This is a genomic window from Tsukamurella pseudospumae (assembly GCF_001575195.1).
In the GTDB taxonomy this organism is placed as follows: domain Bacteria; phylum Actinomycetota; class Actinomycetes; order Mycobacteriales; family Mycobacteriaceae; genus Tsukamurella; species Tsukamurella pseudospumae.
This window is the reverse complement of sequence record NZ_LSRF01000056.1, coordinates 130,249-149,307: the sequence shown is the minus strand read 5'-3', so window position 1 is coordinate 149,307 and position 19,059 is coordinate 130,249. Positions and strand designations below refer to the sequence as shown.

20 protein-coding genes are annotated in these 19,059 nt (G+C 70.7%); 11 read left to right on the top strand and 9 right to left on the bottom strand.

Features of this window, described 5'->3' with window-relative positions:
• Positions 1 to 124: 124 nt before the first annotated feature.
• The 7 genes from AXK60_RS15150 (at position 125) to AXK60_RS15120 (ending at position 7,654) form a co-directional block, all read left to right on the top strand.
• The gene (locus AXK60_RS15150; RefSeq protein WP_244881119.1) at positions 125 to 1,684 is read left to right on the top strand and encodes a class I adenylate-forming enzyme family protein; all 1,560 of its coding nucleotides are present in this window, start codon (positions 125 to 127) and stop codon (positions 1,682 to 1,684) included.
• Positions 1,685 to 1,689: 5 nt separating this feature from the next.
• Positions 1,690 to 2,466, top strand: a complete 777-nt coding sequence (locus AXK60_RS15145) for an enoyl-CoA hydratase/isomerase family protein (protein ID WP_068572853.1) — start codon at positions 1,690 to 1,692, stop codon at positions 2,464 to 2,466.
• Positions 2,467 to 2,495: 29 nt separating this feature from the next.
• Complete coding sequence (locus AXK60_RS15140; RefSeq protein WP_068572163.1) at positions 2,496 to 3,590, top strand: Zn-dependent alcohol dehydrogenase; 1,095 nt, start codon at positions 2,496 to 2,498, stop codon at positions 3,588 to 3,590.
• 25 nt (positions 3,591 to 3,615) lie between these two features.
• Positions 3,616 to 5,073 carry an aldehyde dehydrogenase family protein gene (locus AXK60_RS15135; protein WP_068572161.1) on the top strand — a complete coding sequence of 486 codons (1,458 nt, stop codon included), beginning with the start codon at positions 3,616 to 3,618 and terminating at the stop codon, positions 5,071 to 5,073.
• 28 nt (positions 5,074 to 5,101) lie between these two features.
• Positions 5,102 to 5,500 (top strand): hotdog domain-containing protein, encoded by a 399-nt coding sequence (locus AXK60_RS15130; RefSeq protein WP_068572159.1) that lies wholly within the window; start codon positions 5,102 to 5,104, stop codon positions 5,498 to 5,500.
• Between the two features lie 61 nt (positions 5,501 to 5,561).
• Complete coding sequence (locus AXK60_RS15125) at positions 5,562 to 6,290, top strand: transporter (RefSeq protein ID WP_068572157.1); 729 nt, start codon at positions 5,562 to 5,564, stop codon at positions 6,288 to 6,290.
• Positions 6,287 to 7,654 carry a flavin monoamine oxidase family protein gene (locus AXK60_RS15120; protein WP_068572156.1) on the top strand — a complete coding sequence of 456 codons (1,368 nt, stop codon included), beginning with the start codon at positions 6,287 to 6,289 and terminating at the stop codon, positions 7,652 to 7,654. Before AXK60_RS15125 ends, AXK60_RS15120 begins: the two co-directional genes overlap by 4 nt.
• Here the strand turns inward: AXK60_RS15120 and AXK60_RS15115 are convergent.
• Both AXK60_RS15115 and AXK60_RS15110 read right to left on the bottom strand, forming a co-directional pair.
• Complete coding sequence (locus tag AXK60_RS15115; RefSeq protein WP_068572154.1) at positions 7,632 to 8,231, bottom strand: antibiotic biosynthesis monooxygenase; 600 nt, start codon at positions 8,229 to 8,231, stop codon at positions 7,632 to 7,634. The two genes, AXK60_RS15120 and AXK60_RS15115, sit on opposite strands and share 23 nt — an antisense overlap.
• Before the next feature lie 69 nt (positions 8,232 to 8,300).
• Positions 8,301 to 8,720, bottom strand: coding sequence for a hypothetical protein (locus tag AXK60_RS15110; protein WP_068572153.1), 420 nt, complete (start codon positions 8,718 to 8,720; stop codon positions 8,301 to 8,303).
• Positions 8,721 to 8,881: 161 nt separating this feature from the next.
• Here AXK60_RS15110 and AXK60_RS15105 point away from each other — a divergent pair, with 161 nt between their 5' ends.
• Entirely contained in the window at positions 8,882 to 9,535 is a 654-nt protein-coding gene (locus AXK60_RS15105; RefSeq protein WP_068572148.1) for an ACT domain-containing protein, read from the top strand.
• Here AXK60_RS15105 and ligA read toward each other — a convergent pair.
• The 3 genes from ligA to AXK60_RS15090 form a co-directional block, all read right to left on the bottom strand.
• Positions 9,528 to 11,633: an NAD-dependent DNA ligase LigA gene (ligA, locus tag AXK60_RS15100; RefSeq protein WP_068572146.1), complete on the bottom strand. Its 2,106-nt coding sequence runs from the start codon at positions 11,631 to 11,633 to the stop codon at positions 9,528 to 9,530. The genes AXK60_RS15105 and ligA overlap by 8 nt on opposite strands.
• A 63-nt stretch (positions 11,634 to 11,696) precedes the next feature.
• Entirely contained in the window at positions 11,697 to 12,098 is a 402-nt protein-coding gene (locus AXK60_RS27090; RefSeq protein WP_068572144.1) for a hypothetical protein, read from the bottom strand.
• A gap of 110 nt (positions 12,099 to 12,208) precedes the next feature.
• Positions 12,209 to 12,577, bottom strand: a complete 369-nt coding sequence (locus AXK60_RS15090; protein WP_068572143.1) for a glyoxalase superfamily protein — start codon at positions 12,575 to 12,577, stop codon at positions 12,209 to 12,211.
• A gap of 103 nt (positions 12,578 to 12,680) precedes the next feature.
• Here AXK60_RS15090 and AXK60_RS15085 point away from each other — a divergent pair, with 103 nt between their 5' ends.
• Positions 12,681 to 13,946, top strand: coding sequence for an NAD(P)/FAD-dependent oxidoreductase (locus AXK60_RS15085; protein WP_068572141.1), 1,266 nt, complete (start codon positions 12,681 to 12,683; stop codon positions 13,944 to 13,946).
• On the opposite strand, the gene AXK60_RS15080 is transcribed toward AXK60_RS15085, so the two are convergent.
• On the bottom strand, positions 13,918 to 14,781 hold the full coding sequence (locus tag AXK60_RS15080) for a TIGR03619 family F420-dependent LLM class oxidoreductase (RefSeq protein ID WP_068572139.1): 864 nt from the start codon (positions 14,779 to 14,781) through the stop codon (positions 13,918 to 13,920). The genes AXK60_RS15085 and AXK60_RS15080 overlap by 29 nt on opposite strands.
• Before the next feature lie 145 nt (positions 14,782 to 14,926).
• Between AXK60_RS15080 and AXK60_RS15075 the strand changes: the two genes are divergently transcribed.
• Entirely contained in the window at positions 14,927 to 16,231 is a 1,305-nt protein-coding gene (locus AXK60_RS15075) for an NAD(P)/FAD-dependent oxidoreductase (protein WP_068572851.1), read from the top strand.
• Between the two features lie 36 nt (positions 16,232 to 16,267).
• A complete protein-coding gene (locus AXK60_RS15070) occupies positions 16,268 to 16,687 on the top strand; it encodes an MmcQ/YjbR family DNA-binding protein (protein WP_068572137.1) in 420 nt (139 codons plus the stop codon).
• Positions 16,688 to 16,693: 6 nt separating this feature from the next.
• Here the strand turns inward: AXK60_RS15070 and AXK60_RS15065 are convergent, their stop codons facing one another.
• The 3 genes from AXK60_RS15065 to AXK60_RS15055 all read right to left on the bottom strand — a co-directional run bounded on the left by AXK60_RS15065 (position 16,694) and on the right by AXK60_RS15055 (position 19,044).
• Complete coding sequence (locus AXK60_RS15065) at positions 16,694 to 17,215, bottom strand: hypothetical protein (RefSeq protein ID WP_068572133.1); 522 nt, start codon at positions 17,213 to 17,215, stop codon at positions 16,694 to 16,696.
• Between the two features lie 93 nt (positions 17,216 to 17,308).
• Positions 17,309 to 17,689 (bottom strand): hypothetical protein, encoded by a 381-nt coding sequence (locus AXK60_RS15060; RefSeq protein ID WP_068572130.1) that lies wholly within the window; start codon positions 17,687 to 17,689, stop codon positions 17,309 to 17,311.
• A 26-nt stretch (positions 17,690 to 17,715) separates the two neighbouring features.
• On the bottom strand, positions 17,716 to 19,044 hold the full coding sequence (locus AXK60_RS15055) for an ammonium transporter (protein ID WP_068572126.1): 1,329 nt from the start codon (positions 19,042 to 19,044) through the stop codon (positions 17,716 to 17,718).
• Positions 19,045 to 19,059 lie beyond the last annotated feature (15 nt).

Genomic DNA, 19,059 nt, shown 5'->3' with positions numbered 1-19,059 from the left:
ATCGACCACGACTCGCCGCAGTTCAGAGCATGCGCGCCCTTTTCTTGGTCATACGCCTTGATCGTTTGATCATGTTCCGTTACCGTCTATGACCAGAGTCACAAACGCTTCGAGAGGACCTCTCATGACGCACCCCACCCTCGTCGATTTGCTGGCGCTCCGCGCCGCGGACGCCGGCGACCGCGAGTTCCTCCGATTCACCGAGGGCTCCTGGACTTTCGCCGAGGTCGACGACTGGACCTCCCGCCTCGCTCACCGGCTGATCGAGCTGGACGGCGTGCGGCCCGGCGACAGGGTCGCGATCATGCTGCCCAACACCGCCGCCTGGCCGATCGCATGGCTCGCGACCCTCAAGGCCGGCGGCGTCGTGGTCCCCGTCAACTCGGCGTACCGGCACGCCGACCTCGATTTCGTGCTGCGGGACTCCGGCGCCCGGCTGATCGTGACCGACGACGAGCACGCCCCCCTTGTCGCCGACGTCGCCTCCGCCGGGACGGATCCGCTCGACGTCCGCGTGATCGACGCCGGCACGCCCGCCGGCCTCGGGCGATTCTCCGGGACCGCACCCGAGGTCACCGTCGAGCCGGAGACGCTCGCGAACCTGCAGTACACCTCAGGGACCACCGGATTCCCCAAGGCCTGCATGCTGACCCACGACTACTGGGTCCGGCTGGGCGCCGTCTGCGCGGAGACGGCCGGCCTGGGCGCCGACGACGTGATCCTCACCTCGCAGCCCTATTCGTACATGGACCCGCAGTGGAACACCGCCCTGGCGTTGACCATCGGCGCCCCGCTCGTGGTCCTCCCCCGCTTCTCCGCCTCCGGCTTCATGGCCGACGTGCGCCGCCAGGGCGCCACCTTCTGCTACGTCCTCGGCTCCATGCCCACGCTGCTGTTCAAGCAGGCCCCGACGGACCAGGACCGCGACAACCGACTCCGCGTGGTCCTGTGCTCCGCCATCCCCGCCGGCCTGCACGCGCAGCTCGAGGAGCGCTGGGGCGCACCGTGGCGCGAGATCTTCGGCATGACCGAGTCCGGCGCCGACCTGGCGAGCCTTCCCGCTGACACCGCCGACGTGGGCAGCGGGCGTCTGGGCCGCCCGGTACCGGGCAAGACGGTCCGCGTCGTCGCTCCGGACGGCACCGACACGCCCGAAGGCGAACCCGGCGAGCTGATCACCTCCGGCCGCCCGATGATGCTGGGCTACTGGAACCGTCCCGACGCCACGGCGGAGACGATCCGCGACGGCTGGTTGCACACCGGCGACGTCGCCGTCCGGGAGGACGGCTCGTACCGCATCGTCGGGCGCATCAAGGACATGGTCCGCCGCGGCGGCGAGAACATCGCGAGCAGCGAGGTCGAGCGCGCACTGGAGCGCGACGCCACCGTCGTCGCCTCGGCCGTCGTCGCCGAACCCGACGAGTTGTTCGGCGAAGAGGTCAAGGCCTTCGTCCAGCTCGCGCCCGGGGTCGAGGCGGACCGCGCCACCGCGGAACGCATCGTCGACGGTGCCCGGGCCCAGCTGGCGAAGTTCAAGGTGCCCCGCTACGTCGAGTTCGTCGCGGACCTCCCCCGCACCCCGTCGGAGCGGATCGCCAAGCCCGCCCTCAAGGCCCGTGCCGCGGAGCACCCCGGCACCACCTACGACCTGCGGCCGGCGCGCGTCGCCGCGCCCGGAAAGTGAACGAGATGACCACGACCGACACCCACCTCGACGTCCGCATCGATGACGACATCGCCGTCCTCGCGCTGAACCGCCCCGAGAAGCTCAACGTGATGAACGTGCCGACCCGGGTGCTGCTCGCGCAGGAGATCCGGCGTCTCGGCACCGGCGACCTCGTCCGCGGCATCGTGCTGACGGGCACCGGGCGCGCCTTCTCCGCCGGCGAGGATCTCGCCGCCGTGCCCACCACCTACGCCGAGATCCGCGAGGCCTTCGCGACCTTCCACGACATCACCCGCGCGATCCTCGAGACGCGGGTCCCCGTGATCGCCGCGGTCAACGGCATCGCGGTGGGCGGCGCGTCCGAGATCACGCTCTGCTGCGACGGGCGGATCGGGACCCCGAACACGCAGTACTTCCAGCCCGAGAACCACCGCGGCATCATCATCTCCAACGCCTCGAGCTTCCTGATGACCCGGCTCGTGCGCAACCACGCGATGCGGATCGTGCTGGGCTCGAAGCGGATCGACGCCGACGACGCCCAGCGCATCGGCCTGCTCGACGAGATCGTCCCCGCCGAGTCGCTCACCGACCGCGCCGCCGCGCTCGCCCGCGAGTGGAACTCCGATCCGCGGATCACCGGGCTGCACCTGCGCCTGCTGCGCCCCCGGCCCGAGGACATCGAGGCCGCCTTCGCCCGCGAGGACGAGGCCGCCCAGGACGCCTGGGACTCCGGCGCCTTCACCGACGGCGTCGAGGGCTTCTGGGCGAACAAGAACACCGTCACCACGGCCTCGCGCTGACGACACCCACTGACGAAGGACACCTCACCATGATCACCACCCAGGCCGCCGTCCTCTCGGCGATCAACACCCCGCTCGTCCTCACCGACATCCTGGTCGACGACCCCGAGCCCCACGAGGTCCGACTCGCCGTGACTCATGTGGGCCTGTGCCACAGCGACCTCCACTACATGACCGGCACCGTCGCCGCGGACCTCCCCGTGGTCGTGGGCCACGAGGTGGCCGGCGTCGTCGAGTCCGTCGGCTCGGCGGTGACGGACTTCGCCCCCGGCGACCGCGTCGTCGGCGCGCTGACCCCGTCGTGCGGGAAGTGCCGCAACTGCGCCGTCGGCCACTCGACGCAGTGCCAGCGGCAGGCCGAGGTCCGCGTCCGGCAACGCCCCGCCTTCACGCTGCCCGACGGGACGGTCGTGGACCGTCTGGGCAGCGTGGGCGCCTTCTCCCGGCACATCCTCATGCGCGAGAACACACTGACGAAGATGCCGGACGAGGTCGGCCTGCACGTGGGCTGCCTGCTCTCCTGCTGCATCATCACCGGCGTCGGTGCGGTCTTCCGCGGCGCGCAGATCCGTCCCGGCGGGGCGGTGGCCGTGATCGGCTGCGGCGGCGTCGGTTCCGCGATCATCCAGGGTGCTCGCATGGCCGGCGCGTCGGCGATCATCGCCGTCGACCTCGACGACGCCCGCCTCGAGGCCTCCCGGGTCTACGGCGCGACCCACGTCGTCAACGGCGCCACCGACGTCCCGGCGGCGATCCGCGAGATCCTCGGCGACGGCGTGGACTACGCCTTCGAGGCCGTCGGCTCCGCCCGCACCGCCCAGACGGCCTTCGCCGCGCTCCGCGCCACCGGTACCGCGGTGCTCGTCGGGATCGCCCCCGATGGCACCGACCTGCAGATCCCCGCGTCGGACTTCTTCTTCGGCGAGAAGAAGCTCATCGGCTCCTACATGGGTTCCGGCCAGGCGCAGGAGGACATCGCCGAGTTCGCCCGCCTCTACCTGCAGGGACGCTTGCTGCTCGACGAGATGGTCACGAAGGTCATCCCGTTCGCCGAGATCAACGAGGGCTTCGAAGCGATGAAGTCGGGCGACGTGACCCGCATCGTCGCCGACCTCACCGTCTGATTCCCCGTCCCCAGGAGACACTGCCATGACGAACACGACACTGCCCCAACCGATCAACTACATCGCCGACGAATGGGGCGCGGCCGAGGTCGTCCCCAACGCCTTCAATCTCGACCCCAACACCCGCGAGCCCATCCATCGCGCCGTGACCACGAGCGCCGCGGACGTCGAGCGGGCCATCCAGCACGCGCACGACTCCTACGGTTTCGACCGGTGGGAGGACGCCGCCACCGAAGAGCGCGCGCAGGTCATCGAACGCGCCGCCGACATCATCGAGAAGCGGATCGAGGACCTCGCCCGAACGGATGCGCTCACCAGCGGCACGACCGTCGCCAACACCCGGAAGGTCGCGGCCTTCCTCCCCTACCGGATCCGCGGCGCCGCGGCCGAACTCCGCAGCCTTCCCCGGCGCACGGCGCTCGAGGCCGGCGGCCGGGACGTGCGCCTGTACAAGGTGCCGCTGGGCCCGACGGCGATCCTCACGCCCTGGAACGGTCCGAGCTTCATCCCCGCCGCGAAGACGGTCAGCGCGCTGGCCGCGGGCTGCCCGGTGATCCTCAAACCCTCCGAGCACGCCCCGGCCAGCGCTCAGATCGTGGTCGAGGCCTTCGTCGAGGCCGGCCTGCCCACAGGCGCGCTGCAGCTGGTGCACGGCTTCGGTGAGGTGGGCGCCGCTCTCACCGGCGACCGCCGCATCAAGGCCGTCTCCTTCACCGGCGGCCCGAACGCCGGCCGGGCCATCGCCCGCGCCGGGGCCGAGGACTTCAAGACCCTCCAGCTGGAGCTCGGCGGCAACAACCCCGCCCTCGTGCTCGAGGATGCGGACATCGACGTCACCGCGGACGGCCTGCTCGAGGGCATGACGAAGCTCAACGGCCAGTGGTGCGAGGGACCCGGCAAGGTGCTCGTGCACCGTCGGCTCGTCGCGCCCCTCCTCGACGCCCTCACCGACCGGATCGCGGCCCTGACGATCGGCCACTCGCTCGACGAGGGCGCCGACGTCGGCCCCATCTCCAATGCGCCGCACTACGCGACGTTGGTGCAGCGGATCGAGGAATTGCGCAGTAAGGGTGCCACGATCCACCAGCCGGGCGCCCTGCCCGACCTCGGGGGCTTCTTCCTCTCCCCCACCGTCGCCTCCGGTTTGGACGCCGCCGACGCGAACGCGGAGCTGTTCGGCCCGGTCATCAGCCTGCACGCCGTCGACTCCGACGAGGAGGCGCTGCGGGCCGCGAACGCGGCACCGTCGGGCCTGGACGCGTACGTCTTCGGCACCGACCTGACCCGCGCCGTCGACATCGGCTCGAAGGTGATGTCCGGCGAGGTGCGGATCAACGGCGCGAAGGTCGCGGACCTCGCCGACGGTTCCGCGCAGACCTTCTGGGGCACAGCGGGTATCGGCGGCCACGGCCCCGCCGAATCCGTGCGCGTCTTCTGCGGCGACCGCGTGGTCGGCGTCGACTCGCCCGACCTGCCCCTCTAGGCCCACACCCCACCGAAGGGACACCACCATGACCCGCACCACCGCCGCCCCGACCGTGATCCATCGGCGCTACGTCGCCTTCTCCGACGCCCACTACGCCGGCAATCTCGTCGACGGTGCCTTCGGACTCAAGCTGTTCGGCGACGTCGGCACGAACCTCGCCATCGAGACCGACGGTCACGAGGGCCTGTTCGCCGGCTACTCGTCGGTCGAGTTCCTCGCACCGATCCGCGGCGGTGACATCGTCGAGGCGCAAGCGACCCTGGTGAAGAAGGGGAACCGCAGCCGGACCATCGATTTCGAGCTGCGGGTCACCTGCCGCGCGGCCGACGACAGCGGACGTTCCCGCGTTCTGGACGAGCCCATCATCGCCGTCCGCGCCCGCGGCACCGGCGTGCTCCCCAAGGACGTGGAGGTGGCGTCATGAAGGCCCTCTACGCCACCCACCATCTCGCAGCACTCACCCACTGATCCGAAGGAAAGAAGTCATGAGGGAAATCCTGTTCATGATCGCCGCTGTCTGGGTGATCGTCGCCAGCTTCGTCTACGGCGTCAAATTCCTCCGCAAGCACCACAACTACCTGCTCGGGCTCGAGTGGATCGTCATGGGTATCTCATGCACGAACTTCCTGGTGTTCGCCGCGATCAAAGGCGGCCACGACGGCCTGCAGTACCACATCGCCCTGTTCATCGACGCCTTCTCGCGGTCCATCGGCATGACCCTGATCTTGGTACTCGGCCTGATGCAGGTCACCCATCGATACAAGCCGACCCGAGCCGTGGAGATCGGCGCGTTCGCGTTGGCCGGCGTGGTCGGCTTCCTCCTGATCGGCTACCAGGATTTTCCCTCGCCCTTCGCCGTCGCGGCTGCGATCTTCTTCATCGTGGCCTTCCTGCTGACCGGCATCTACCTGGTCTACTTCACCAAGCGGCTGTGGGAGATCGGTGAGCGGCGGCACGCGGTGTGGACCGGGATCGCAACCTTCCTCGGCCTCGTGGTCACCGCGATCTACGACACCGGCGCCGGCAGCGCGGCGTTGGGCCACTTCGCCCACATCCCCGGCGACGACGCCGACCACACTCTGTTCTACATCTTCGCCCTCGCCACCTGGGGCCTGATGATGGTCGCGTACTACCGCGCCTACGACGCCTTCGACGCCCACAACAAGCGCGCCGACGCGGCGACCGGCCGACTCACGAACGGAGTCCACGCATGACCACGACCGAGAGCACCGTCCACGACGTGGTGGTCATCGGTGCCGGGATGTCCGGCCTGATGGCGGCCACCACCCTGGCCCCGACCACGGACGTCGTCGTCCTCGAATCGTCCGACCGCGCCGGCGGGCGGGTGGAGACGGTGCGCCGCGGGGACTACTGGGTCAACGTGGGTACGCAGTTCACCGAGGGCAACGGCACGCTGATCGACGCGCTGCACCGGCACGGCATCGAGATGGGTTCGCTGGCCGGCACGAGCATCGCGCTGTACCTCAACGGCGGCCTCGTCGACACGTCGAACCCGCTGGCGCTCATGGTCAAGACGAAGATGACGATGAAGGACCGCATCGGCATGGCCCTGGTCGGCAGCCGGATCATCGCGGCCATGCCCTTCCTCGAGTCGCAGAGCGCGGTGGCGCAGAAGGTCCGCGCGACCATGGAGACGCGCCTGGCCTCCTACCTGCTCAAGGGCGTCAGTTCGAAGCTGGCCGATCAGATCGTCCGCTCGTGGTCGGCCCAGTGGATGGGCTGCGAGCCCGAGGAGACCGCGGCGACGCAGTTCGTCACCTCGGTGGGCATCGCGCTCGCCGATCCGGAGAAGATCCCCAACTTCGCGCTGCCGCGCGGCGGCAATCAGGCCCTCACCGACGTTCTCGCCGAGGACCTCGGCGACCGCATCCGCCTGGGCGCGGTGGTGCAGCAGGTGCGCCCGGACGGCGACGGCGTGATCGTCGACTACCTCGACGGTGGCCATCCGGTCCGGCTGCGCGCTCGCCGGGCGATCGTGAGTACCCCTGCCGACATCACGGAGCGGATCGTCGGCGACTTGCCGCAGCAGCACCTGAACGCCCTGAACGACATCACCTACGGCCGGTACGTGATCGTGGGCTTCTTCACCGAGGAGGACGGCCCGCAACGGTGGGACGACCATTTCGGCGTCTCTGCGCCGCAGCTGTCCTTCCAGGCGATGTTCAACCACGCTGCGGCGCTGCGCCGCAACGGCCCCCGCACGCCGGGCGGTGCGCTCGCGTGCTTCGCCGGCGGCGCCCGCGCGGACGCTCTGTTCGACCTGCCGGACGAGGAGATCGTCGCGCGGTTCTCCGCGGACCTGATCTCGATCTTCCCGGAGCTGCGCGGCAAGCTCGGCGCCGATCCGGTCGTGCGCAAGCACCGCCGCGTCGTGCCGTTCTGGGCGCCGGGCAGGCGCTCCTCGCTGCCGGTGCTGCGGGATCCGCTGGGGCCCATCCACTTCGCGGGCGATTACCAGCTGGACCTGCCGTCGCTCGCCGACGCCGCGGCCTCCGGCGAGCGCTCGGCACTCGCGGTGCTGACGGAGCTCTGCGCTACCGCTCCAGCCAGGGCTTGATCCGCGCGGTGATCCACGGCAGGACCAGGAACACCATGAGCGGCGTGTTGATGAGCGTCGCGATCAGGGTGCGCGCCACCAGGTCCCAGCCGTGGGAGCCGATCGGCAGGTAGGGCAGGACCAGGAAGTTGATGAGCAGCGACAGCGGGAAGAATCCGAGCCAGATCGCCGCGGCCTGCTTCCACCGCGGCGGCACGGCGACCACGGGCGAGGCGGTGGGCACGGCACCGTCGGCCTGCGGGGAGAACCAGCCCTCGATCCCGGACAGGCGGTGTGTGGCGGTCTCGACCGCCACGCCCTCGCCCCGCTCGAGCCAGTGCTTGCGCACGCGGGAGCGTTTCCATTCGGCGAGCTCGGGGTCCGAGGCGAAGCGGTAGATGACGAAGTACTCGTCGGGCCGGTGCGCGGAGCGCACCCATCCGCCGCCCAGGAACCCGGGATAGGTTCGAGCCAGGGCGATTCCCGCATCGGTCCAGGCCAGGAAGTCGTGTTCGCGACCGGGAGAGATGCGTCGGGCGACGGAGGTGAGCGCGGCCTTGTGGGCCTCGGGCGCCTCCGAACGGGTATCGGTGGGCATGCCCTACAGTCTCGGTGCGGGCCGCGCCGAGCACCAACCCGAGCGGGTGTGATCTTCGCGACGTCGTGACTACGGCAGCTGCGCGTCCTGGAAGCTGTTGCCCCACGACCCGGACGCGCCGTAGGTGATCACGGTGAACCGGCGGTCGGCGCCCGTGCCGACCGGGGTGTGGGCGTTGATGCCCACCGCTCGCTTGACCGTCCTGCCGCTCGCGCAGTTCGGCGTGCAGTCGTTCTCCTCGAGGGTCGCCGAGCCGATCGCGTCGTTCGCATTCCACTCGTGCCAGACGATGCGCGTCAGCGCCGAGCCGGCGTCGGCACAGGCCAGGACGATCCTGGTCGGCTTGACGGTGGGCTTGCCGAGGCAGTCGCGGATCACCGGCGAGGAGGGCTTGGCCGGAGTGGGTGCCGCTGCTGCGACGGCCGGCAGGACGAGGGTCGCGGAGGCGACGACGGTGGCCGCTGCGACGGCGAGGCGAACCGGGGTCATGGTTGGTCCTTCTGGGATCGACGGCACGGTGACCCGATCAATACTGGTGGGCGGCGGAGCATGAGGAATCGGCCGAACGGCGGATCTTCGCGGTGCCATCGTGCCGAAGGTCGCAGTCCCGCCGACCTGCGCGGTCGATGAACGGGTGCCACAATCGAAGGGTGTCCTACCTCCTGCGCGTCCGATTGACCGACCGCCCCGGCAGCCTCGGCTCCCTCGCCGTGGCCCTCGGTTCGGTCGGCGCCGACATCCTCTCGCTCGACGTCGTCGAACGTGGCGACGGGTTCGCGGTGGACGACATCGTCGTCGACCTGGGACCGCAGTCACTGCCGGACACGCTGATCACCGCCGCGGAGGCGCTCGACGGCATCACCGTCGACTCCATCCGCCCCTACGTCGACGTCCTCGACACGCACCGCGAGCTGGAGCTGATCGACCACGTGGCGGCCGCGAAACACGACCAGCTGCAGATGCTGGTGGACCAGGTGCCCCGCGTGCTGCGCGTCGGTTGGTGCGCGGTACTCGCGAACGGGCCGGACACCCCCTGGCCGGCGTACGGCTCGTCGGGGCTGCCCGAGACGCCACCCGAGGACTTCGGCTTCCTGCCGCTGAGCGGCCCCGTCACCATCGACGGCGAGGCCGACTGGGTGCCGCAGGCCTGGCAGCAGATGGACACCAAGCTGGCCGCCGCGCCGCTGGGCGCCATCGGCAAGGTGGTGCTCGTCGGCCGCCCCGGTGGCCCCGACTTCCGCCCCTCGGAGGTCGCCCGGCTCGGCTACCTCGCGGGCATCGTGGCGACGGTGCTGGTCAGGTAGCGTCCGGCTCCTCCACGTTCGGCTCTGCGACCTCCGGCCGCACCGCGTCGGGCCCCTCGGCGAGCAGCTTCGCGAAGCCCTCCTCGTCGAGGATCTGCACGCCCAGTTGCTCGGCCTTGTCGGCCTTGGACCCCGGCGCGTCACCGATGACGACGAACGCCGTCTTCTTCGAGACGCTGCCCGCGGCCTTGCCGCCGCGCACCAGGATCGCCTCCTTGGCCTCGTCGCGCGAGAAGTTCTGCAGCGAACCGGTGACCACGATCGACAGGCCCTCGAGGGTGCGCTGCACGGACTCGTCGCGCTCGTCCTCGAGGCGGACGCCCGCGGCGCGCCACTTCTCGACGATCTCGCGGTGCCAGGCGACGGTGAACCAGTCGATCACGGCCTCCGCGATCGTGCGGCCGACACCGTCGACCTCCGCCAGACGGTCCACGTCGGCCGCGGCGATGGCGTCGAGACTGCCGAACTCCTGCGCGAGCGCCCGCGCGGCCGACGGGCCGACGTGCCGGATGGACAGGGCGACGAGGACGCGCCAGAGCGGCTTGTTCTTGGCGACACCGAGATTGGTGAGCAGCCGCTGCGCGTTCGCCGACAGCGTGCCGCCGTCGTTGGTGAACAGCGGGACCTGCAGCAGATCCTCGGGCGTCAGCGAGAAGACATCGCCCTCGTTGTGCAGCACGGGCGAAGCGGTCAGGGCGGTGGCCGCCTCGTAGCCGAGGCCCTCGATGTCGAAGCAGGTGCGCCCCGCGAGGTAGAACAGGCGCTCGCGCAGCTGGGCGGGGCAGGTCTCGGTGTTGGGGCAGCGGATGTCCGCATCGCCCTCCTTCGACGGCGCCAGCGTGTGGCCGCATTCCGGGCACGTGAGCGGCATGACGAAGGGGCGCTCCGTGCCGTCACGCAGGTCGACGACGGGACCGAGCACTTCCGGGATCACGTCGCCCGCCTTGCGGATGGTGACCGTGTCACCGATCAGCACGCCCTTGCGCTCCACCTCGGAGGCGTTGTGCAGCGTCGCGAATTCGACGGTGGAGCCGGCGACGGTGACCGGCGCCATGTAGGCGTACGGGGTCACGCGCCCGGTACGACCCACGTTGACCCGGATGTCGAGGAGCTTGGTGGTGACCTCCTCGGGCGGGTACTTGTAGGCGATGGCCCACCGCGGCGCGCGGGAGGTGGCGCCCAGGCGGCGCTGCAGGGAGATCTCGTCGACCTTCACCACCAGGCCGTCGATCTCGTGCTCCGGGTCGTGCCGGTGCTCGCCCCAGTAGAAGACGCGCTCGACCACCGCGTCCGCACCGACCACCTGTTTCGTGTACTCCGAGACGGGCAGCCCCCAGGCCGCGAGGGCCCGGTACGCGTCGTGCAGGCTCGACGGCGACCACTGCCCCTCGATCCGGCCCAGGCCGTGGCAGATCATGCCCAGCCTGCGGCGCGAGGTGATCTGCGGGTTCTTCTGGCGCAGCGATCCCGCAGCGGAGTTGCGCGGATTGGCGAAGGGGGGTTTGCCCTCGGCGACGAGCCCGGCGTTGAGCTCCTCGAAATCTGCCAGCCGGAAGAAGACCTCGCCGCGCACCTCGAGGACCTCGGGGATCGGGAACTCGTCCGACGGGGTGAGGACGTGCGGCACGTCCCGCAGGGTGCGCGCGTTGAGCGTGACGTCCTCCCCGGTCCGACCGTCGCCACGGGTGGCGCCGCGCACCAGGGAGCCGTTCTCGTAGACGAGGTTGAGGGCGACACCGTCGATCTTGAGCTCGGTGAGGAAGACGACCTCGCCCCCGACGTCCTTCTGGACGCGAGCGACCCAGTCGCGCAGCTCCCCCTCGTCGAAGACGTTGTCGAGCGACATCATCCGCTCGAGGTGGTCCACCGCCGTGAACTCGGTGGAGAAACCGCCGCCCACCAGTTTGGTGGGCGAATCGGCGACGGCCAGCTCGGGGAACGCCGTTTCCATCTCCTGCAGGCGGCGCAGCAGTGCGTCGAACTCGCCGTCGGAGAGCACGGGCGCGTCCTGCACGTAGTACCGGAACTGGTGCCCGCGCACCTCCTCCGCGAGTTCCTGCCACGCGCGGCGGTCGTCCTCGGTCAGCTCCTTCGACATGGGAGTCAGATTAGTCGAGGGCACCGACAGGAGACCGCCGCGCGTCGCGGGTGGGGCGCGCGTCTACGGGCCGTCGGGGTTCGGGTTGGAGGCGCCGCCGTCGCAGCCGGGCCGCGGGTTGGTGGAGCAGTCGTCCGCGTTGGGGTTCGGGGCCGGGCCGGGCATCGGGGTGGTCGTCCGCGTGGTGGGTTTCACCGTGGTCGGGCAGGGCTTGCCGCCGTCGGGCCCGTGGCCGTCGGCGTCGACGCAGCCGGGCTCGGTGGTGGTCGGGTTCGGCTTCGGCGCCACCGTCCGGGTCGTGGGCTTCGGGGTCACCGTGACGGTGCCCTGTCGCGTGGGACCGGGCGCGGGCGCGACCGTCGAGGAGGAGGTGGTGGTCGCGGAGGTCGACGACGTCGTCGAGGTCTCCTTCGCGTCCGATCCACCGCATCCGGCAGCCAGCAGCAGCGCTGCGGCCGCCGTCACCGCCCCTGCTGTACGAACAACTCTGCTTGTGTCACGAATGAACATGCGACGGAGTATTGCAGGCTGACTGTGGGATCGCATCGGCCGTTCGGCCGATTGTCTCCCGGGCGTCAGCCCGCCTGCGCGAAGCGCAGTACGTTGCCGGACGGGTCGATGACGGTCACCGTCGGACCGCCGGGACCGTCGGGGTCGAGGCCGGGCCGGGAGCGGGGATGACGGTGCGCCGCCAGTTCGGCCTGCAGGGCGGCGGCGTCGGCCACCGGGATCCACACGACGGAGTTCGGGCTGCCGTCGCCGAAGTGCTCCGACAGGTGCAGCACCACACCGCCCCGGCGAACCTCGACGTACGCGGGGAGGTCCGGTGCGAACCGGTGTTCCCACTCCAGCGTGAAACCGAGATAGGCCGTGTAGAACTCGATCGTCGCGTCGCGGTCGAACATGCGCAGCACCGGCACCGCGGGCCCGCCGAATTCGGTCATGAGACCAGACTACGCACCCCGAGGGCCGTCGACTCCGCGAGCGCGATGTCCCGTTCGTGCCGATTCGGCTCCGCACCCGGGCCCGGTGCCCCATAGTCGTGCCATGAGTGACTCGAGCACGGCCCACAAGGCCATCGTCGTCGGGGCCGGGATCGTCGGCCTGTCCACCGCTTTCAGCCTGCAGCAGCGGGGTGTGCAGGTGACTGTCGTGGACCGGATCGGTCCCGCCGCGGGCGCGTCCTGGGGCAACGCGGGCTGGCTGAGCCCGGCGTTCACCATCCCACTTCCCGAGCCGGCGCTCCTCAAGCAGGGACCGCGCGCGCTGCTGTCGCCGTCGTCGCCGGTGGCGCTGGCACCGTCGGCGGACCCGGCGGTGGCCAGGTTCATGGCTGCGTTCGCCCTGAACTGCACGCCGCACAAATGGGCCTCATCGATGCGGACCTACGCCACCCTCAACGCCCACATCTACGACTCCTTCGAGCGGCAGATCGCCGCCGGCGTCCGCGGCGAGCTGCACGCGCACGACATGACGGTGGGCTTCGCGAGCCTGCACGACGCCACCGGGATCCTCGACGAGCTGGCCCGCGTCTCCGCGGCCGGCCAGCAGATCGACGTCACCCTCCTCGACCCCCGATCGGCCCGCGAGTACGAGCCGCACCTCACCGAGAACGTCGCTCTCGCACTGCGACTGCGCGGACAGCGGTACCTGAACCCCGGCGCGTACGTGCAGGCGCTCTCCGACACGGTGATCGCGGGCGGTGGAGAGCTGCGCACCGGCATCGACGTCACGGAGGTCCGGCGCGACGGCGCCCGCGCCCGCGTGATCGGCACGGGGATCGACGAACTGACCGACGCGGCGGTCCTGTGCTCCGGCGCATGGCTGCCCCGGCTCGCGTCGGCGCACGGTGTGCGGATCCCCCTGTTCGCCGGCCGCGGCTACAGCTGCTCGGTCCCCATCGACACCCCGCTGCAGGGCGCGACCTACTTCCCCGCGGCGCGTGCGGCGATCACGCCCCGGCCCGACGGTGCCGACGGCCGACCCCGCATCCGAGTGGCCGGGATCATGGAGTTCGCCGACCCCGACAAGCCGCTGAACCCCAAGCGGATCCGGGTGACCAACGACGCCGTCCGGCCGCTGCTGCGCGGGATCGACTGGTCGGGCATCGACGAGCAGTGGGTGGGCTCACGCCCGCTCTCGGCCGACGGCCTGCCGCTCATCGGCGGCACCGCGACACCGGGCGTCTACGTCGGCGGCGGGCACGGCATGTGGGGGCTGACGCTCGGCCCGCTCACCGGCGAGCTGCTGGCCGAACAGATCACCACAGGCCGCACGCCCGCGCTCACCGCGGGCCTGGACCCACTGCGGTAGCCAGCCGCTCGAGGTACGCGGTGGCCGCCTCGACACTCGAATCATCCACCGGGAAGAGCACATCGGTGATGCCCGCCGCGCCCCACCGGGCGAGGCGGTCACCGTCGGGCACGGAATCGAGGGCGACGATGCGGGGCGCGCCCGAACGGCCGTGCTCGCGCCAGATCTCCTGCAGGCGTACGGCCGCGGTGGTGATCCCGCGGTCGCGCGGGGTGGTGATCCAGCCGTCGGCGTTCTTGGCGATCCACGTGAAGTTCTTGTCGGTCGCGCCGGCACCGACCAGGACGGGCACCGCACCGGGCGGCTTGGGCCAGGTCCAGCTGGGGCCGAAGGAGACGAATTCGCCCTCGTAGGAGGCCTCCTCGTCGCGCCACAGGGCGCGCATCGCCTCGAGGTATTCGCGGAGCATGGTGCGGCGACGACCGGCGGGGACGCCGTGGTCGGCGAGTTCATCGAGATTCCAGCCGAATCCGACGCCCAGGGAGACCCGGCCGCCGGCGAGGTGGTCGACGGTGGCGATCGTCTTGGCGAGCGTGATCGGGTCGGACTGCACGGGCAGTGCCACCGCGGTCGACAGCTCGATCCGCTCGGTCACCGCGGCCGCGGCGGCCAGCGAGGTCCACGGATCGAGCGTGCGCAGGTAGCGGTCGTCGGGCAGCTCCGCCGTGCCGGTACCCGGGTGCGCGGCGTCGCGCCGGGTGGGGATGTGGCCGTGCTCGGGAACGAAGTACGACGCGAAGCCCGCCGCCTCGATGAGCGGCGCGATCAGGTGCGGCGGCACCCCACGGTCGGAGGTGAACTGGACGATGCCGACCCGGACTTCCTGTGTGATCACCCTAAAAGTAGAACATGTTCCACCAATGCGCGCAGGCGTTCACCCCGAATTGGTCGCGCGACCGCAAACTCTCCCGTACAGTTGGTCATATGACCATGTAGCCGTGATGACACGGCTTCGAACGTCCGAGGAGGACATCGTGTCCATGAAGACATCTGCAGGCGTGACCTACTCGGCGTTCACCGGGTGGAGCGACGAGCCGACCGACATCGCCACCCCGTTCCGAGGCGACATCCGGTGCGACGTGGCGGTCGTGGGCGGTGGCCTCGCCGGCATGGCGACCGCGCTGCGACTGGCCGAGCGAGGGGTCGACGTGGTCCTCCTCGAGTCCGGGTACTGCGGCTGGGGCGCGAGCTCGCGCAACGCCGGCTACCTGTCGAACGAGCTGGCGGGCGAAGCCGAGGTCCTGCAGTTCTTCTACAAGAACAAGCTGAAGAATCTGACGCGGTTCGCGGAGAACTCCGCGCAGTTCACCGAAGGGCTCATCGAGCGGTTCGACATCGACTGCGACTACGAGGCCACCGGCAACATCAAGGCGGCGATCAGCGAGGCGCAGCTGGGGCGGCTGCGCAGGAACGCGGAGATCCTGCAGGAGGCGGGCTCGAACATCGAGTTCGGCGACGGCGCGCAGCTCGGCCTGCCCAGTACCTTCCTCGGCGGCATCTTCGTCCGCGGCGGAGGTCTGATGAATCCGGGCAGGTTCACCGCCGGCATCCGCAGCGCCCTCCTGGCGTCCGGCGCGCGGGTCTTCGAACGGACGACGGTGCGCTCGGTGGAGCCGAACGGTGCCCGCGTCACCGTCGAGGTACCGAGCGGGCGCGTCGACGCCGAGCGGGTCGTCCTCGCCACGAACGCGAACACGCGCGAGCTCACGATCGGCCCCTCGGGAGTCGGTCCGGTGTACACCAGCGTCGTCGAGACCGACCCCGTCGACCCCGAGGCGCTCGAAGCGATCGGGTGGACGACCCGCGCCGGCATCGTGACCCCGCACCAGATCCTGGAGAACTACCGGCGCACCCCGCGCGGCACGCTCCTCTACGGCACGCGCCGCCTGCGCGGCGCACCGTCCGGTCCGCTGGGAGCACAGGCGCCCGACCCCGCGGTCGTCGACGACCTGACCAGGGGCTTCCACCAGCGCTTCCCCACCCTGAACTACCTGGCGCCCCAGCGGGCGTGGGGCGGCTGGATCGCGATGACCTCGTTCCTCCCCGTCGCGGGCGAGGTCGCGAAGAACGTCTTCTACGGCGTCAGTTGCAACGGACACGGCCTCGCCCAGTCCCCGTACCTCGGCACACTCCTCGCCGACCGGCTCGCCGGCGACGACCCGCACGACGACCTGCAGACGCTGTGGCGCCCGCGGCCGCCGCGCCTGCCGTCCTTCGTTCTCAGCACACCGGTCTTCGAGGCGGGATGGGCGGTCGACCGGCTCACCGACCGCTTCGGCATCTGATCGCGGTCAGGTCCTGATCCCGGCTAGGTTGGGAACATGCCCCACCCGATCATGTTCGCCGACGACGACCCCGTCCTCGCCCGGGTCCGCGCGATCGCGCTCGGATTCCCGGAGGCGACCGAGAAGGTCGCGCACGGCCGTCCGACCTTCCGCTGCGGCAAGATGTTCGCGATGTACGGCGGCGGCACGAAGAAGACCGAGCACCGCCCGCACGAGCAGCGGAACACGAGCGTCCTGTTCATCGCCGACCCCGCCGAGCGCGCCGCGCTGGAACAGGACGAGCGGTTCTACCTGCCCGCCTACATGGCCTCGGCGGGCTGGCTGGGCCTCGACCTCACGCTCGGCACCGTCGACTGGGACGAGGTGCGCGAGCTCGTGGACGCGAGCTACCGAACCATCGCACCGAAACGGGCCCTCGCCCTGCTCGATGAGCAGGGCGACGGCCCGTCGGACTAGGGATCGCTACAGTTGCGGGCCCTGCTCGCGCAGGTCGTCCACGTCCTTCATGGCCTTACGCAGTTCGCCGAGCCAATCCTCCGTGTGCTCGCCGACCAGGCGCACGCACCAGGCCAGCGCGTCGGCCCGCGATCGGGCGACGCCGGCGTCGACCAGCGTGTCGAGCACGAGCCGCTCGGGCTGCCGCAGCCGCGACATCACCGGCACCGCCTGGTGCGTGAACAGGAGCGTCTCCTCGCCCGCCGCCACACCCCACGACACCCGCCGGCGGTAGCGCTCCTGCGCCTCGTCGGCGATCCGCATGCGCTGCTCCCGGGTGTCCTCGCGGAACCGGGCGGCGCGACCCTCGCGCTGCGCGGCGGACTGCTCCCCCTCCGCGGGGAGCTGTCCGACCACCACGATCTCGTCGCGGTCGACGGTGACCCGCGGCGCACCGTCGAACCAGCCCTCCGGGAGCCGGCCGGCGAACCAGTCCCCCGCATCCTTCGCGTCCGGCACCTCGGTGCGCGGACCTCGTCCTGCCATCATGTGCGACCTCCTCGATCGGTCCTGATTACTTGATTACATGATTACTCCGGACCGAAGGGGCTGTCGAGGGGTGATCGCCGAGGGCGAACGGCGCTACTGACGCCGCAGTGTGATCGAGGGCAGGCGGAGCTCGTCGCCCTGCAGGGTCGCGGTCTCGCTGGAACCACCGCGATCGCGGAGCAGCACGCGGTCGCCGTCGACGGTGTACGTGCCGCCGTAGGCGTTGACCTGCCCGCGCAGGTCCTCCTCCCACGTACCGTCCGCGGCGAGCCGTACCACCCACTCCCCGTTCGCATAGGTACCGGGCACGTGCGCCGGGACTACGGCGGCAGAGCTCGCCGGCGCGGACGCGGAGACGGGCACCGGAGCTGCAGCGGTGGACGGAGCCGGGTCCGAGTCCGAGGCGCAGCCCGCGAAAGCACCGGCGGCCAGCAACGCGACGGCGAGCGAGACGAGACTGCGGGATCCGGTCATATCGGCACGATACCTTTGCGGACGCATCACCGTCCGGGTTCGAGCCGCCCGCCGCGGACCACGTGGAAGTCGTAGGCCGACTCGGCGTGCAGGCCGTCGTCGAGGCCGTCCGCCTCGTGCTGCGGGTCGGCCCGGAGCCCGATGGTCGCCTTGAGCGCGAGGCCGATGACCAGGGTGACCACCATCGCGTAACCGAGCACCACGATGACCGCCACGGCCTGGCGCCACAGTTGATCCAGCCCCCCGCCGTAGAGCAGGCCGTCGCGTCCCGCCGGGGCGGAGGCGCTGCCGACCAGGCCGATCATGAGCATTCCCACGACCCCGCTCACGAAGTGCACGCCCACCACGTCGAGGCAATCGTCGTACCGCCAGCGGTACTTGAGCTCGATCGCATAGGAGCTGATAGCGCCGGCCGCGGCGCCCACGGCGAGCGCCCCGATCGGGGTCACCGCCGAGCACGACGGGGTGATCGCCACCAGACCCGCTACGACTCCCGAGGCCGCGCCGAACGAGGTCGGCTTGCCGTGCCGGACCTTCTCCACGATCAACCAGGCCACCATCGACACCGCGCCGGCGCCGAGCGTGTTCGCGACGATCAACGCCGCCGACCCGTTGGCGGCGAGAGTGGATCCGGCGTTGAAGCCGAACCAGCCGAACCACAGCAGGCCCGCGCCGAGCATGACGAAGGGCAGGTTGTGCGGGCGCATGGGGTCGCGCGGCCACCCTGAGCGGCGACCCAGCAGCAGCGCCATGACCAGCGCGGACGCGCCCGAGTTGATCTCCACCGCGGTGCCGCCGGCGAAGTCGATCGCCTTCAGGTGCTCGGCGATCCACCCGCCGTGCGCGGCCGTCAGGCCCGGCACGGAGAACACCCAGTGCGCCACGGGGAAGTACACGAGCGTCGCCCACAGGCCCGCGAACACGAGCCACGAGACGAAGCGCATGCGGTCGGCGACCGCACCCGCGATGAGGGCGACGGTGACCATCGCGAAACCCGCTTGGAAGGCGACGAACAGCAGCGCGGGGACGTGGCCGACCAGCGGCACCGCGCCGGAGTCGGAGCCGTCGGCGCCGAACGCCCCGAGGAGCCCGCGCAGCCCCGCGAAGGTGGTCGGATCGCCGATCACGCCGCCGCGGTCCGGCCCGAAGGTCATCGAGTAACCGAAGACCACCCACAGCAGCCACACGACGGGTATCGCCGTGAGGCACATCATCATCATGTTGAGCACGCTCTTGCTGCGCACCATCCCGCCGTAGAACAGGGCGAGCCCCGGCGTCATCAGGAGTACGAGCGCGAACGCGGCGAGCAGCCAGGCGGTGTCTGCACCATCGACTGGCCCGGTGTGCGGGAACATCGCCGAAGTGTAGCG